This is a genomic window from Roseinatronobacter monicus, assembly GCF_006716865.1.
Classification (GTDB): domain Bacteria; phylum Pseudomonadota; class Alphaproteobacteria; order Rhodobacterales; family Rhodobacteraceae; genus Roseinatronobacter; species Roseinatronobacter monicus.
In genome coordinates, this window is record NZ_VFPT01000001.1 from 2,725,408 (window position 1) to 2,741,449 (window position 16,042).

General features: G+C 60.1%; 12 protein-coding genes. 6 read left to right on the forward strand and 6 right to left on the reverse strand.

From position 1 onward, the window contains the following. Positions 1-196 precede the first annotated feature (196 nt). The gene (locus BD293_RS13000; protein WP_142082398.1) at positions 197-1,303 is read left to right on the forward strand and encodes a sensor histidine kinase; all 1,107 of its coding nucleotides are present in this window, start codon (positions 197-199) and stop codon (positions 1,301-1,303) included. A gap of 21 nt (positions 1,304-1,324) precedes the next feature. Here the strand turns inward: BD293_RS13000 and BD293_RS13005 are convergent, their stop codons facing one another. From BD293_RS13005 to BD293_RS13015, 3 genes are read right to left on the reverse strand one after another with little or no spacing between them, the layout of a single operon-like run. Continuing rightward, positions 1,325-2,893, reverse strand: a complete 1,569-nt coding sequence (locus BD293_RS13005) for a glucan biosynthesis protein (protein ID WP_246086294.1) — start codon at positions 2,891-2,893, stop codon at positions 1,325-1,327. Continuing rightward, a complete protein-coding gene (gene mdoH, locus BD293_RS13010) occupies positions 2,890-5,349 on the reverse strand; it encodes a glucans biosynthesis glucosyltransferase MdoH (protein ID WP_142082400.1) in 2,460 nt (819 codons plus the stop codon). Before mdoH ends, BD293_RS13005 begins: the two co-directional genes overlap by 4 nt. Continuing rightward, positions 5,346-5,903 carry a cytochrome b gene (locus tag BD293_RS13015; protein ID WP_142082402.1) on the reverse strand — a complete coding sequence of 186 codons (558 nt, stop codon included), beginning with the start codon at positions 5,901-5,903 and terminating at the stop codon, positions 5,346-5,348. Before BD293_RS13015 ends, mdoH begins: the two co-directional genes overlap by 4 nt. A 196-nt stretch (positions 5,904-6,099) precedes the next feature. Here BD293_RS13015 and BD293_RS13020 point away from each other — a divergent pair, with 196 nt between their 5' ends. Genes BD293_RS13020 through BD293_RS13030 form a run of 3 tightly spaced genes read left to right on the forward strand, consistent with a single transcriptional unit; the run spans position 6,100 to position 9,325 of the window. Next, a complete protein-coding gene (locus BD293_RS13020; protein WP_246086295.1) occupies positions 6,100-6,816 on the forward strand; it encodes a CDP-alcohol phosphatidyltransferase family protein in 717 nt (238 codons plus the stop codon). Next, on the forward strand, positions 6,813-8,432 hold the full coding sequence (locus BD293_RS13025; protein ID WP_211841026.1) for a sulfatase-like hydrolase/transferase: 1,620 nt from the start codon (positions 6,813-6,815) through the stop codon (positions 8,430-8,432). Before BD293_RS13020 ends, BD293_RS13025 begins: the two co-directional genes overlap by 4 nt. Then, a complete protein-coding gene (locus BD293_RS13030) occupies positions 8,429-9,325 on the forward strand; it encodes a lysylphosphatidylglycerol synthase transmembrane domain-containing protein (protein ID WP_142082404.1) in 897 nt (298 codons plus the stop codon). Before BD293_RS13025 ends, BD293_RS13030 begins: the two co-directional genes overlap by 4 nt. An 8-nt stretch (positions 9,326-9,333) precedes the next feature. On the opposite strand, the gene BD293_RS13035 is transcribed toward BD293_RS13030, so the two are convergent. Together BD293_RS13035 and BD293_RS13040 are read right to left on the reverse strand one after the other, a co-directional pair. After that, positions 9,334-10,005 carry a DUF3047 domain-containing protein gene (locus BD293_RS13035; protein WP_246086296.1) on the reverse strand — a complete coding sequence of 224 codons (672 nt, stop codon included), beginning with the start codon at positions 10,003-10,005 and terminating at the stop codon, positions 9,334-9,336. A gap of 104 nt (positions 10,006-10,109) precedes the next feature. Next, a complete protein-coding gene (locus BD293_RS13040) occupies positions 10,110-12,521 on the reverse strand; it encodes a PAS domain S-box protein (RefSeq protein WP_142082407.1) in 2,412 nt (803 codons plus the stop codon). 68 nt (positions 12,522-12,589) lie between these two features. On the opposite strand from BD293_RS13040, the gene BD293_RS13045 reads away from it, so the two are divergent. Continuing rightward, a complete protein-coding gene (locus BD293_RS13045; RefSeq protein ID WP_142079320.1) occupies positions 12,590-13,549 on the forward strand; it encodes an IS1595 family transposase in 960 nt (319 codons plus the stop codon). Here the strand turns inward: BD293_RS13045 and BD293_RS13050 are convergent. Continuing rightward, positions 13,462-15,123 carry a PAS domain-containing protein gene (locus BD293_RS13050; RefSeq protein ID WP_170207135.1) on the reverse strand — a complete coding sequence of 554 codons (1,662 nt, stop codon included), beginning with the start codon at positions 15,121-15,123 and terminating at the stop codon, positions 13,462-13,464. The genes BD293_RS13045 and BD293_RS13050 overlap by 88 nt on opposite strands. A 599-nt stretch (positions 15,124-15,722) precedes the next feature. Here BD293_RS13050 and BD293_RS13055 point away from each other — a divergent pair. After that, the gene (locus BD293_RS13055; protein ID WP_142082410.1) at positions 15,723-15,923 is read left to right on the forward strand and encodes a hypothetical protein; all 201 of its coding nucleotides are present in this window, start codon (positions 15,723-15,725) and stop codon (positions 15,921-15,923) included. Positions 15,924-16,042: the final 119 nt, after the last annotated feature.

A 16,042-nucleotide genomic window follows, 5' to 3' on the forward strand; every position in this document is an offset into this window, starting at 1 on the left:
ATTAAAGTGTCGCTACGACACTGGTACAAAGCGCTTGCCACTGGGTTCAGACTGCGTCACATACTTTACAACCGTAAGCAGAGAATGCGCATGCGGTCCTCGCACTGGAATATTGTCTGTTTTAAGAACGGGGCGCCGCTTGCTTTTCGACACGAACTCAACCTCCCTCAACAATGGCGGATTATTCAAACGGTTCATGAATGGGCTGAGCTCGGCGCTGATGGCGCAGCGCAGCTTGCGGTATCAGCTTGTCTTCAGCCTGTGTGCCGTGACCATCGCCACCGCGTTGCGCTTTGGCCTCGATGGCGTATTGCCAGCGGGCTTTCCGTTTCTGACATTCTTTCCTGCGGTGATGCTGACACTGATCTTTGCCTCGATCCGGTGTGGAATCGCGGTCGCGGTCGTTTGTGGCTTCATCGCGTGGTTCTGGTTTTTGGAACCTGCGGGGCAATTCGGGCTGACCAGTGGCACGCTTCTGGCAATCGGGTTTTATGTGCTGATTACGACCACAGATGTGCTGTTTGTTTCGGCAGCAGTCTGGGCGCTGCGCGAGTTGAATGTCTCGCGCGTTCGGGCAAATGGGCTGGCGCATTCGCGCAGTCTTATGTTCTCGGAATTGCAGCACCGCGTGTCCAACAATCTGGCAACGATTGTCGCCCTGTTGCGGCTGCAAACTGCCAAAACAAAAGATGATGGCGCGCGCCGCGCCCTGTCGGCGTCGCAAGCGCGGATCAAGTCGATCTCGCGCCTGCAACGCCGCCTGCATTCCGTCGATATGCAAAGTGTCGATGTGGCCGAGTATTTGCGCGAAGTGTTGCAAGACACGCTGGATGTCGCAGAGCTGGAAAAGCCGGTGGATCTGTCGATACAGGCCAGCAGACTGGTTGTGCCCAATGATGTGGCGGTGCCACTGGGCCTTATTGCCAGCGAATTGATGATGAACTCGATCGAGCATGGCGCGGGCTTTGACCGCGAAATTTCCATTCAGGTCACGCTTCGTTCCGAACCAGATGGAGACACAGGCGCGGTACTTGCCAGCCTGGAGTTGCGCGATAATGGCCCCGGCCTGCCGGATGATTTTGATCTGGCACAGACCGACAGCCTTGGCCTGTCGGTTGCCAGCCAGTTTGCCACCACGCTTGACGGTGAACTGACATTGCGCAATGGCGCGGCGGGCGGCACATGGGCCATGCTGCGGTTTTCGGTGGCCCCGCTGGGAGTGCGCGAATTTGACGTCACCCCTGCGGATGAAACGCAGTCATTGCCCAACACCACATCTGAAAAGCTGCAACAGATCGGGTAGTTTACCGGCTGGCAAACGCCCTCAGATCCCGCCCTCTGACGTGCGGGTCCACCGATACAGCCAGACAGGTGATACCGCAGCGCCCGCGCTGTCGCGCAACTGCAAGCGCAATTCAGCGCTGGCGGTGTCTGCCTCTGGCGTCAGCAGGAAACTGGTGCGCAAAACATCCGTTGCCCCAGCAAGCGGATAGATCGCGGCGTCGCCCATCTCGGCCCCGGAGCCTGAGGTCATATCCAGAACCAGCGCCCCGGCCAATTCCCCGATATCGGCCTGTGCCGCCGGATCAAGCTGGAAATCCACAACAAACAGACGCCCCTGCCGCGCATTCGGCTCCACCCCAGAGGCGCTGTGCACGGGGGTGAGCGCAAAGTCTTGTGGCGCGGCAGGCAGATTGACAGTCGCGGGGGCAAGCCAACTTAGCCGATAGTCAAACCGATGCGCACCGGGTGCAAGGGGGGCCGCCGGACGCCAGAACGCCACGATATTGTCCGCAAACTCGTTTTCCGTCGGGATTTCCAGCAGCATGACGGCCCCCTGCCCCCAGTCGCCTTGCGGCGTGACCCACCCTGATGGGCGGCGGTGATAGGCGGCTTCTGCGTCGCGGTAGCGCTCAAATTCTACCGGGGCTTGCAGCAGGCCAAACCCGCGCACGCCCTCATCCGCGAAAGCAGACACCTGAACCGCAGCCGGATTGGCGAGGGGCCGCCACAACCGCTCGCCCGCGCCATTGTCGATGACCAGCACATCACTATCATGCACAGCAGGCCGGAAGTCATCGATGCGGGCGGGACCAAGGTCATTATGCTGAAACATCGACGTCAGCGGCGCAATACCGGCATCCGGTATCTCTTGCCGCGCGAACAGGTGCAGCGCGCAGTCCATCACCGTTTCGCGCCCCGGTCGCAAGGTCGCAATCAGAGCAGCACTGGCACGCGGGCTGTCGATCAGGCAGCCGAAGGACAAATCCGCGTCCGCCGCGAAAACCGAGATATGGCGTGTAACCGGAAACTCCTCAGGCGCAGTTCCGCCCGTCCCCAAGGACAAAGCGCGCGCCGACAGCCCATATACCGTGTCTTGCGCCAAGGCGCGGAAATAGCTGGCCCCTTGCAGCACCAACACATCATCCCACCGATCTGGCGCATTCAGGCGCGTGCGCAACCGCAACCCTGAAAAACCCATATCAGAATAATCGACCGGCGCATCGGGGGGCGTGACAAGCCGTTCATCAAAAGCGAATAAATCGGCTGAGAAATCGATATCATGCCCCGGCAAATCGACTGAGACGGGGTCAGGAAACAGCCACCCCGGCGGCAACAGGTCTGCACGGTAATTGTCACCCAGCGCAAGGGCGGCGGCCTTGCCTTCTTTCGGCGTGACGCCGCGATAGCTGTCATAATCCAACCCGTCGAATGGCGGTGCCAATGTGCCGCCTTGGGGCTGATAAGGGGATTGCGCAAGCGCGCGGGCGGCCGCGATCACCCCCTCAGGGTGGGACAGGTCACTTGCCGTGGCTTTTGCCGGACGTAGCCCGAGAGTGAGGGATGGCAGCATTGCCGCACTCATCGCCAGTAGCGCGCGACGTGTCATCATGCCGGTATCCCAGATGCAGCATCGGCATGATCAAGGCGCACATGACTTGCTAGCCCACGGCGCTGCAACACCACAAAGCTGTAGCACATCACACCGGCACGATAACCTTCGGTCAGCGCATTGCCGCCAATCATGTTGCCAAATAGCGGAACCTGCGCCAGCCCCAGCCGGTCTGCCACGGGGCCGACAAAGCGCAGCGCGTGGTCGCGCAGGCGGTCCAGTTTCAACAACGGGGTCAGATCAAGGCTTTGGACTGCGTCAAAGCCGATTTCTCGTGCCGCATCCAGCAGACTGCTGCGCGCAGGCACGTGACCCAGCCGCCAGCCCCTGCGAAACGCCTCCAGCCGTGCGGCGTCGGGGTCCGACAGCGCATTGGGCGGCAGGGCCAGCATGTCATCCACAACGATCAACACCCCGTCCGGCAGCACATGGCGCTGCGCGGCTGCAAGAAACTGCGCAGCACTGCGGGCATGGACATGGCTTTCAACCGCAATAACCAGCTCTGCCCCCGGCAAGGTCATGGGCAGAGTGAAATCCGAGCGGATGAAACGGCAGCGCTGTGCAAGCCCCCGCTCTGTCGCCACGTGCTGCGCGATCTGCACCTGTTCTTCGCTGATCGTAATGCCGCACAGATCCGCATCCGGCCAGCGCTGTGCGAGGTGAAACACACTGCCCCCAACCCCGCATCCCATATCGCGTACCGAGCGTGGCGGATGGCCCAGCGCCCCCTCTGCGGCGTCGGCAATCAGATCGTTGACATGGTGCGAGGCCTGCTCGATGGTGCTGACCCCCTCGGCCCAAAGCGGGCGATGAATGGCAAGGGCGGCACCACTGCCGCCGACATTCAGGAACCGCCGCGTGCTGGCGTCGTAATAGGCGGCCACCGCATTGCACCCACCCACGCGGTCAAACCAGCGATAGAGCAGCGGCGCGAACAGCAGCGGGAACGCGACGGGCATGACCAGAAGCCCCGACATCTGCGCCGCCGAAAGCGAACTGATCAACGCTTGCGGCAAGGTTACCATCGCCACGATGACCAGCCCGACCAACGATTCCGCCATGCCTTGCAGACGCGGGGTGCGCACTGCCAGACCCGAAGGCACCCACCCTTGCGCCCGCCCCATCAGAACCGCTACCACAAATCCGGTCCGGCGCACCATGCTGATGGGCGCGAATAGGGTTGTCAGCGCCAGTTCGGTCCACAGGGCACGCATCATAATTCCGCGCCGCCAGTGATGCCGCCACAGATCGCGGCGGGCAAGAACAGCAACCAGTTTCGGCACCAGAAGCGCGATCAAGACCCCGAGCAGCGGGAAAATGACTCCTGCCGTGGCATGGACCGCGCCAGAGCCGGTCATGACCACCAGCAACAACCAGATCGGCGCCGAGAGATAGGATTGAATGCCCGCCAGCAGATGCAGGCGGCTGGAGGGGTGCAGCCCTGCCGCCCCGATCATGCGCAGATGTTGCAGATTGCCTTGCGCCCAGCGACGGTCACGGCGCAGATGTGCGGCCAGTGTTTCAGGCGCATCCTCGAAACTGCCGCGATGATCGGCGTCTATGACAATCTTCCAGCCTGCGCGGCGCAGATAGGCCGCCTCGATGAAGTCATGGCTCAGGACCGGCCCGCCAAAGGGCGGTGGCCCCGACAGGTCGGGCAAATTGGCCACCTGTTCAAAGGCACGCACCCGCAACAAGGCGTTATGCCCCCAGTAATTGCCCGCATCCCCGCTAAGGCGCGACAGGCCATTGGCAAAGACCGGCCCCGACAGGCGCGATGACAGGCGCTGCATCTGACCAAACCGTGTGGCTGCTGGACGCAGGCTGATACCAGACTGGACCAGCCCCAGCTTGGGGTCTGCGGCCATCCGTTGGCGCAACTGTGCCAAGCGTTCATTGCTGAAGCCGCTATCGGCATCCAGCACCAGCATCGTGTCGAAATCCGCGCCATAAACCGTCAGCCAATCCTGAAGATTGCCCGGTTTACGGCCCTTCGCTTGCGTCCGCCTGCGATAGATCAACAGCCCGTCCATGCCCCTGAACGCGGCCTGTTCACGGGCCACAGCCTCTGGCTCGGTTGTGTCGGACAGAACGAAAATCTGCGTGCGCGCGCCTTGGCCCGCGCGGTCAAGCGCGCCGCGCAAGGCTGCGGCGCGCAGCGCAACAGGCTCTGGCGGCTCGCCACATAGCAACCACAAGACCGCGCAGCGATCCTCGGGCGGGGGGGGCGTGGTGACATCGCGCGAAGGCGCGCGCGCCAACCCGACCACGGTGACACCCGCAGCCGAGATCAGCATATAGCTGTTGATCACAAACAAGACGAGCACAAGCGCCGACAACGCAGGATGCGTGGCTCCCAGATCAAGCCCGTTCAACAACAACACGCCCAGCGCGGCTGTCAGGCCTGTGGTCACGTAGATGTGCCGCAGGCGCGCGCGGGTAAGCGCGTGTCTCATCCGCGCCCCACAGGCGGCCAGATGCGGCTAAAAACTCCGTCACGCGCAAAAGCATGGCGCAGCGCTGCGCCCACATGCACAAGGATCAGCGCAACCAGCACAAACCGCGCGTTGGAGTGAATGGTCTGCGCTGTTTCCGCCAGCGGGTCGGATTGCGGCACGAAACTGGGCACATTCAACGCATCAAGCATCTCGATCGGAAAACCGCCTGCGCGCACACGGACATACCCGCTGATCGCCATCACCAGCAACATCAGATACAGCCCCCATTGCACCGTGAACGCTGCCTTCACCTGCCAATGCGGCAAATGCGCGGGCGGCGGCGGGGCGGGGGTCACGCTGCGCCAGAGCAGGCGCGCCAGAACAAGCACCAACAAGATCACACCGCCATTCTTGTGCAGAATGAACATGAAATCCTGCGTGGCCCTTTCCAGCCCGTCTTGCTGCATGATTACCCCGATCGGGATCATGCCCACGACCATAAGTGCGGTGACCCAATGCAAAAGTCGCGTAAAACTTGCGTATTTAACTGGTCTGATCGCGTCGGCGCTCATGTGTCTATCCGCTCAAGCAAAAGATTTCAGCCTGATAATAGTGCTTCTGCGGGCAAGGCAAGGTCGCATGGCGATCATCAATTCGTGTGTTTGGTGCAAATTCGATTGACCTTTGGGCGCAGGCACTAAGATCACAGCGATGTTGAACCCGCAATCCCCTTCCAAATTGGCGCCCACAGTGGCGCAGCGCTCTGTCATGGTACAAGCGCTTGGCACCTTGGTTGTGCTTGTTCCAATGGCGACATGGCTGAGTTATAATCTTGCAGAGCTTGGCGGCTCGACCATGCCAAAAGACGCCGCCATGGCCACGGCAACGCTTTTGGGGCTGGGCAGTATGGGTGTATTGATGGGGCTATCGCGGGGCGCGTATCCGCATGACCGGCTGGGGCTGTGCAATGTGGTGACGGTCACGCGCGGCGCAGGCATCTGCATTCTCGCCGGTCTGATCTTTGTTCCCCACGCCCTGATCGGTCTGGGATGGCTGCTGGTGGTTCTTGCTGGCCTGACACTTGCGCTGGACGGGCTGGATGGGTGGCTTGCGCGGCGCAGCGGGCTTCGCTCGGATTTCGGGGCGCGGTTTGACGTGGAATCAGATGTGGCCTTTGCGCTGGTGCTGGCCTTGCTGGCGTGGCAGGCAGACAAGGTCGGGTTGTGGTTTGTCGCACTTGGGCTGTTGCGACCCGCATTTCTGGCGGCAAGCATGGTCTGGCCTGCGTTGCGCGCGCCCCTGCCCGATGCGTATTGGCGCAAGGCAATGGCGGCCATGCAGATGAGTGTGCAGGTGGCGCTGCTGGCGCCGCTTGTCCAGCCGCCCGTATCAAGCCTGATCGCAGGCGCGCTTCTATTGGCGATGGTGTTGTCCTTTGCGGTCGATATTCGCTGGCTGCTGGGCCAGAAAGGCCAACGCCAATGACACTGGCGCGCTATCTGATCGCAACTTTGATCCTGTTTCTGGTGCTGATCCAGCCCAACCATCCGCAGGCGATGACATGGGGCGCATTGCGGATGTTTCCGCTGGAACTGCCCGCCCTTCTGGCCGTGCTGGTCCTGTTTGGGCGCAGTGCGGTCGGGGTCGCCTTGCGCATAGTGTTGGTCGCGGCACTGGCGTTGATCGTGCTGTTGAAGCTGGCCGATTTCGGCACATTCATCGCCTTCAACCGGGGCTTTAACCTGCTGGTGGACCTGAGCCTTGTCCATGCGGGCTGGACATTGCTGCAAGGCAGTGTCGGCCTGCCGCTGGCGGGGCTGGCAGTGTTTGGCGTGCTGGTCGGGTTTGTGGCGCTGGTCGCGGCCCTGTGGTGGGCGATGGGGGTCTGGGCGGCGCTGCCTGCTGGTCGCATGGGCCAATTTGTTGCAGCTATCGCACTGGTGCCGACCGTTGCCCTAGCCGTGGCCGAAATCGGACAGGCCCGACGCGCATGGAGCCTGCCAGAACCTGTGCGCGCCAATCTGCCCGGAGCGGCCTTTACCGCGCGGGTTGCGGTTGAACGGGTCGAGCAATTTCGTGACACCCGCGCCGATCTGGCAAGTTTTCGAGAGGCCGCGCTGCAAGACCCGATGCGCGGGGCTGGCCCCTTGCTGGACCTGCTGGACGGGCGCGATCTGATTATCGTTTATGTCGAAAGCTATGGGCGGTCCAGCTTCGAGAACCCGCTATATGTTCCAACCCACACAAGCACCCTGCAAGAGATTGAGGACGATTTGAGCGGCCGTGGCCTGTCCATGCGGTCAGGCTGGGCCACAGCGCCGATGGTCGGCGGGCAAAGCTGGCTTGCGCATGGTTCGGTTGCTTCGGGCATGTGGCTGAATACCCAAGGGCGCTACCGCGCGCTGCTGGCCAGCCCGCGCAAGACCCTGTTCCATTTCGCACAACAGTCCGGTTTGCGCACAGTTGCGATCAAGCCTGCGCATATTTTTCCGTGGCCCGAAGGAGGTTATTTCGGCTTTGATGCGATCTATAATGCCGCCGATCTGGGCTATGAGGGTGAGCCGTTCAACTGGGTAACAATGCCTGACCAGTTCACCCTGCACGCGCTGGACAGGCTGGAGCGTGACCAGCCGGACCGCGATGCGCAAGTGGCGCAGGTGGCACTTGTTTCCTCCCACGCGCCTTGGGTACCGATCCCCGAATTGGTGGAGTGGGACGAGATTGGCGATGGCACCATCTTCAACCAATGGGCCTTGTCAGGCGATCCGCCAGAGGTTGTCTGGCGCGACCATGACCGCGTGCGCGACCAGTTCCGCTTGGCGATAGACTACAGCCTGCAAGCGGTGGGGGCATGGGCCGCGCGCCATGCCGATGACCCGCCGCTGATCGTCATGTTGGGCGATCACGAGCCTGCGCGTTTTGTGTCCGGTGTGCAGGGGTATGATGTGCCGGTGCATATCATCGGGCCGGATGATCTGGTCAACCGCTTTGCCGAAATCGGCTGGAGCGCGGGGATGCAGCCTGCGCCCGACCTGCCCGCCCTGCGCATGGACGCCTTGCGCGATCTGTTGCTGGAGCGGCTGAGCACGACCATACCATGAGCGCACGCGTCAAGGTTCTGTTGCGCGCGCTTGCCTCACTCGCGTTGATTGCGGCTGTGTTCTGGCAAATCGGTGCAGGCGATATCTTTACCGATTTGCAGGGCATGTCGGGGCCGTGGTTCATGCTGGCCTGCCTATCTCTGGCGGTGCAAATCCCGCTTTCTGCCTTGCGTTGGCGCGTCACGGCGCAGGCGCTTGATTTGGGGCTGTCACGCAGTCTGGCGCTTAGTGAATATGGGCTGTCTGTTCTGGTGAACACGTTTCTGCCCGGTGGCGTGCTGGGCGATCTGGGGCGCGTCTTGCGGATGCGCCATTTGCGCGGCTGGCAGATGGCGGCGGCAACTGTGGTGATTGAACGGCTTGCGGGCCAGATCGCGCTGGCCGCGATTGCGGCGGTCGGGCTGGGCCTGTGGTATGGCCCGCTGATTGGGCTTGCACTGCTGGGCGGGATGGGCGCGTTGGGAGCCCTGTCCTATGCGCTGGGGCGGGTAATGCCAAAGCTGCTGGACGCCGTGCAGCGCGCATGGTTTGCGCCGCAGGTCTGGCGCGCGCAACTGGGGCTGAGCGCGGCCATTCTGACATGCAACCTGCTAGGGTTCTGGGCGGCAGCGCGGGCAGTCGGGGTGGCCCTGCCGTTTGAGGTGGCGATCTTTGTGCTGCCGGTCACGCTGATGGTGATGCTGGTGCCGGTCACGCTAAACGGGTGGGGCCTGCGCGAAGGGGCGGCGGCGCTTTTGTGGCCCGTTGTGGGCATTGGCGCGCAAACAGCCGTTGCGGCCAGCATCGTGTTTGGTGCCGCAATCGCCTGCGCGGCCCTGCTTGGGGCCGTGCCTTGGGTGCTGTACGCGTGGCGCAACCGCGCACAGGTTGCCCCCAAAGCGCAGGGCAGGTGATCCTGCCGTCACCCAAGCGTCAGATTGCGCACATGCGCGACCACGCGCGTTGGTGTGTTTTCGCTGTTGGATGACACGGCAACCGCAACCAGCTTTTCCAAAGGCGTATTGAACACGCGCGGAAAATCACGGGTCAGATCGACCGATTCAGAAAAGCGCCCGGTTTCAGGCCGCCGTGTAATCAGATTGCGCAGACGGTCCGGCGCATGTGGGCTGGGCACAACGGTGCCCGGTGCCTGATTGCCGCCCCACGTATACATCAACACCCGTGCCGAGCGGTTGCGCAACAGCCGCGCGATGCTAGAGCCTTCGCGCACACCGGCTGCATCCTGTTCGGGCATACTGACAAAGAAAACGCCCAGATTCCTGTCATCATTGCCGATCTGCGACAGGTCCGACGGCGGCGCAGAGCTTTCCACTTCCCATGACCAGCTTGCACTTGTCTGGTCACGCAAACCCGCAGGCAGAATACGGTAGAGAATAGACGAGGCCCCCTCCGAGATGACAGTCAGCGAGCTTTGGCGCAACTCGAACCGGTTGGGGGTCAGACGCCGGAATGTCAGATGGTCCCAGTCATTGTCGAAAGCCACGCTATTGGCGCTTGCAATGGAAGGGATAAGTGCACCCGCTCCAAGTGTCGTCGCGGAACCTGTCAGGAAAACTCTGCGTGTCAGGGCCATGTTACCTCCAAACCTTGAGAAAATATTACACATGGATACGTGGGTTGTGACGCAAAGTTTCAATCGCGCCCTTCACAAGACCGCGACAAGCGCGGCGCGCCACGTCATGCGCGCTGCAAGGCGATTGCAGACAAGCCCGCTTCCAGATCGGCGCGCTTGAAAGGTTTGGCAATATGCGACGTGAACCCTGCGGCAATATATTCGGCCACCTGATGCGTCATGGCATTCGCCGACACAGCCAGCGCAGGGGTCATGGCGACACCTTGTGCATCGGCGCGCGCGCGAATTTGGGCCAATGCGCTGATCCCGTCCAGTTCCGGCATGGAAATATCCAGCAAAATGGCATCGAACCGGCCCGGTTCCCACGCCTCGACCGCGGCGCGGCCATCGCTGACCGATACCGATGTGACCCCCAGACTGGACAGCATGGTTTTCAGGATCAGCAGGTTGGTCGCATTGTCGTCTGCGATCAGCACCCGCATTCCGGTCAGGGCGCGCGTGACTGTCGCAGGGTCTTTTTCCGAGGAATGCGACGCGCGCGACAGCGGCAGCGCAATATGCACCGTCGTTCCGCGCCCCAAGGCACTTTCCACTGTGATCTCGCCCTCCATAAGGCCGATCAGCCGCCGCACAATTGCCATGCCCAGTCCCGTGCCTCCAAAGCGCCGCGTGACTGTTCCGTCGGCCTGCTCGAAATCATCGAACATCCGCGTCTGTTGTTCCGGCGTCATTCCAATGCCGGTATCTTGCACCGAAATATCTACACTGTCTTCGCAACTTGCCGATAGCGTCACAGTGACACCGCCATGCTCTGTGAATTTAACGGCATTGCTGACCAGATTATGCAGGATCTGGCTCAGGCGGTTTGGATCACCGCAGCGGGGCAAATGCGCATCTTTTCCAAGGCGTAGGTCGAAACTCAGCCCTTTTTCCACGGCTGCAAGCTTGTGCATACTCTCGACACGGGTCAGAATATCAACCGGAGCGAAGGCCACCTCCTCAAGGATTAGCTTGCCAGCCTCGATCTTGGACATATCCAGCAAGTCATTCAGAATGCTTAGCAGCGTTTGACCGGAATCGCGGATGATGCCCAACATATGCTTGTGGGCGGGCTCATTCAGTTCACCCTCTAGAATTTGCGCCATCCCCAGAACACCATTCAGCGGTGTACGGATTTCATGACTCATATTGGCCAGAAAGTGGGATTTGGCGCGGTTCGCGGCCTCTGCCTGACGGGCTGCAACGCGCAATTCATTTTCGGCGGCGGCTTGTTCGGTAATGTCGCTGATGGAGACGACGACCCGCACTTCCAGACCCTCGGTACTGATCGGGGCGGCATTGACAGACAAGACACGGCGCATCCCGTCGGGCCGGATGATCGAGAAGCGGACATTGCGCACAATCTGCTGTTCTGTAATCGCGCGTGCAAAGGGCAGATCATTCGTATCAAACGGGCCACCATCCAGCGCCTCGATCTTCCAGTTCGCGACATCGTAGGTCATACCTTGCATTTCTCTGGCGCTGCGCCCGAGGATGCGCTCTGCCTCGCGGTTGGCGAAGATTATCCGGCCCTGGGCATCCAAAGCAGCAATCCCTGATGCAGAGGTGTCCATCAATCGAGAAAGGTAATCACGCTCGACCACCAGTTGCGATTCAAGGTGTTTTCGCTCCGTAATATCTAGATGTATGCCCGCCAGCTTGCGGGCCGCCCCCCTGTCGTCGCGCGCAATTACGCGCCCGCGCGACAATATCCAGACCCAATGCCCCTGTTTATGTCGCATGCGGATCTCATTGCCGAAACTGTCGCAGCCCATCAACACCGCATCCCTTTGCTGCTGGTTAAGCATGGCCGAATCTGACGGATGCAAAAGCGCTCTGAACCCGAAATCCGGGCTGTCTGACAGCTCCGCACGGCTATATCCCAGCATCTCTGCCCAACGGTCGTTCACATGTTGCGCGCCAGTTGCAAGATCATATTCCCATGTGCCCGCAGACGCCGCGTCGATAATCTGCTCCAGCCGTTCCTCGACCCGCTTGAGGGCTGTGATATCAATATGCACACCGGCCATGATTTCCGGTGCCCCTTCGGGCGACCAGCGCGCAACACGGCCCCGCGACAACACCCAGACCCAATGCCCCTGTTTGTGGCGCATGCGCAGTTCATACTCAAAGCGATCAATCTCTCTGGAAAAAACCTGCGCCAGTTTCGCTTCTGCGGCAGCAAGATCGTCCGGATGGACCAGCCTGCGCCAAACCTGAATATCATTCGTCCCAAGCTCTGACAGCGTATACCCCACCATCTCGGCCCAGCGCGGGTTCACAAGGTTGACGCCGGTCACAAGGTTCCATTCCCATGTTCCGGCTTGCGCGCCGTGGATGATATCTGCCTGCCTGCGCTCTGCCTCTTTCAGTTCGGTGATGTCGACTTCCATCGCCACGCGCCCGCCATCTGGCGTGGCATGTTCAATGACCCGCAGCCAGCGCCCCGCCGCCATGCGTGTTTTAGTATGGCTCAATTAGCGTTTGTTATGCGTGCCCATGTGCGATAGAACATATAGTGAACATACTGTGTGGAGGGGTATATATGGACCACGACATCTTTCTGGTTTGGCTCAATGAGACGGATAACCTCTCGCCGGACCAGCGCGCCGAGGCGAGTCGGATCCTTTCTGGGTCTCCGTCATTGCAGGCGGTGGTCGATCTCCTTGAGGCAAAGGTTCGTGAGGACCGTATCTGCCCGCACTGCGCTTCAGAAGGAGCTATCATCAGGGGTCATGCAAGTGGCCTTTCCCGGTTCTTTTGCAAAGGCTGCGGCAAAACCTTCAACGCGTTGACCGGTACTCCGCTGGCGCGCCTGCGCCACAAGGGCCGTTGGGCAGAGTTCGCTGCTTCGTTACGTGACGGCGAAACGGTAAAGGTATCCGCTGAGCGTTGCATGGTGGCGCGCACGACCGCTTTTCGTTGGCGTCATCGTTTTCTTCGGGCGGTGACGGCTGGGGCGATCAAGTTGCGCGGCATCGTCGAAGCCGACGAGACCTTCTTTCTGAGCAGCCGAAAAGGTGAACGAAACCTTGATCGTAAGGCCCGTAAACGTGGCGGCAAGGCCGCCAAACGCGGCTTGTCGGAGGAGCAGGTTCCGGTCTTGGTCGCAGCCGACCGATCCGGCACCACCATAAGTGCTGTCTTGCCAGCAGTGACGGCCGCACATCTGCAGGCGGTTTTGCAGCCGCTTCTCGATCCTGATGCGCTCTTGGTCACTGATGGCTGCACCAGTTACCCGCCTTGCGCAGCAGCAATGGGCATCAGCCATGAAAGCCTCAACCAGACTGCAGGACAACGTGTTCGCGGGGAGTTGCACATTCAAACCGTGAACAGTCGACATGAGCGGCTCAAGACATTCCTGCGGCGCCATCGCGGCATCGCAACCAAGTACTTGGACAGCTACCTGCGCTGGTTTCAACTTGCAGTCATTCCAAAACACCAAACTCCCCGCGCGATACTCGCCGCCGCCGCAGGAATCCTGCCTATCTCAAGGCACGCATAATTAACGCCAATTGAGCCTTTAGTATAGGCCCCCTGCCCTGCAAACTGTGGCCCCAAACAATAGGTCATCGCGGCATCTATGCCAGCGATGCTCTCTGACAGGTCATTCAGGCGCGCGCCGGTCGACACTTCGGCGTTTGGATATAGGTCACGGTGGCGCTGGTTGCACAGCACCAGATGATTTTCTGCATCATAATATGCGAAGGCATCCGGCAGTGCCTCGACCGCCATTTCCAGCCGCGCGCGCGCCTCATTGGCGTCATGCGCCAATCTCTCAAGGGCGGCGTCCTGTCGCTTTCGCTCTGTAATATCGGTTTCTACAGACACATAGCCAACATGCGCCCCGTCGCTGCCCAACAAAGGATAGACCTGCACATCGACCCAATAGGGTGTGCCATCGCGGGTGTAGTTCAGGATTTCGTCGCGGACGGGTTCCAGTGCCGCAAGAGCTGTGTCGATGCGCATCTTTGTCGTGCTGTCGGTTTCCGGCCCTCGGGATATTTCTTGCGGGTGCCTGCCGCGCACATCTTCCAAAAGCCAGCCCGTGCGGGCCTCAAATGCGGGGTTAACCCATTCTATGCGCTGCTCGGTATCGGCAATCAGCACCAGATTGGTCATATGCCGCGCGATCAGACTCAGGCGCTCCGTCTCGCGTTGCAGGCGCCATTCTTCGGTCATGTCGCGGGCGATAAAGACATAACCCGGTTTCTCGTCAGACTTGTTGGCGGCGCGCGTGGTGACCGTCAGAACGTAGCGGCGGCGGCCGCGCGGTGTGTCGATATCGAACGGATGTGGCCCCGACCGCCCCTTAAGCCGCGCTTCTGCCATTGCCTGACGGTTCAGCGCCACGATGTCTGGCGGCATCAGTTCTTCATCCGTATGGCCAATCAACGCCTCTGGTGACAGCATCATCTGGCCGGGATCTCTGGTATGGACACTGCGATAGCGCCCTTCTGCGTCCACTTCCAAGATCAGGTCTGGCAGCGCGTCGAGGGTTGCTTGCAAACGGTTGCGTGCCGCAGCCAACGAGTCGCGCGTGCGCGCAATTTCGGATTCGGCATCCACCCGCGCCAACAAGTTGCCAACAGCATCCGCAACAGTCTTGAGCAACTGAACCTCTGCCCCGTCAAAGGGCTGACGGCTGGAGGAGGCAGTGAAACCGATGAAGCCCGTGCACCGCCCCCCAGCCTGCATCGGCAACGCCAACAAAGCCCCAATACCATACGCCGAAAACAGTTTCTTTTCCGGCACAGTCGCGGGCAGTGCTGACACATCCAGCATGTCAATCACAGTGTCACAATCGGCGACAAACCTTGTGCGCAACGCATCAATGATCTGCGGCAACAGCACATCGCCCATCGCGGTGCGTGCTGTGTTTTGCGGGCTGCGCCAAGCATGTGTCGTGTCGGCACACGCGCTCCCGTCCTTGTGGCGCAGGCGAACAAGACAGGCTTGGTCCATGTCGCAAAACGCACCCAGCCGCGACAGCACGCGGTCAATAGCGGCATCGGTTTGGCACAAAGGGGCGCGGATCAGATCACTCAGCAGTTCAATGACCAAAGCATGGTTCTGCACAGTTCGCGCTTCAGCGGCTGACCCTGATGATGAGACTGACACTTTCGACCCTACCACCCGTTTCCTGCAAACCGTCGTATATGCTGCTCGCTGTGTCGAGCTTTCATTTGCCGTTGAAAAAAGTCACAGCGGTTCAGGCATGACGAGAGGGGCGAATAGACGCGTCCGGTAGTTGCCCCACCGACAACGATCTGTAGCAACTCTGCTGCCAATGTAAACCAGCCGAATGCAACGCAAACGTGTGAATTTGTCGATTCAGCAGTACACACAGCCCAGCCAACGTGGTGACCATCTTTCGCAGCCGGGTTACCAGAACATCGATCCTGAGCGCTACAATTTATAATACCTGAATATATTTGAAACAATATTACTGCTCACGTCTTGGTAAACTTAGACGAGGGTCACAAGGTTTGACGCGGCAATTCAACAAGAATGTTATATACAGATTTGGCAATGAACCTTTAGACTTCTAAATAATATGTTCTTGAATGGAACAGTTTCGCCTGAAGAGCGTTGTATGCACAAGCTGAAAGAAATAAACAGTAGCTCATCCAAAAAATTTCCGAACGACTTCGCAGAGGACGCTCTCAAAAGACGCGTTGAAGCTGAAGCAGAAAAACGCAACAGATGAAGTGCCTTATCCAATCGAAGAGACGCCTGATCTGGGAACGCAGCGCATCGAGCATGTCGATCAAGCCCCGTCTGGTGCGCAGGCTGACGTAGGCGACAAACCCGCGCGAGAGCGGTCGCGCGAGCGCAGACAAGGCGCGGTCAACTTAGTTATCCCCTCTAAAATCTGAAAACTCCACGCTTACTTACTCACGCCTGCGCGGAGATTTTTATTCCCGAATTTAAGTTGGTCTTATTTCAAAACTTCTGGAACCCAATCTGATCTCACCTGTTTATCTGGCAGAGCCTT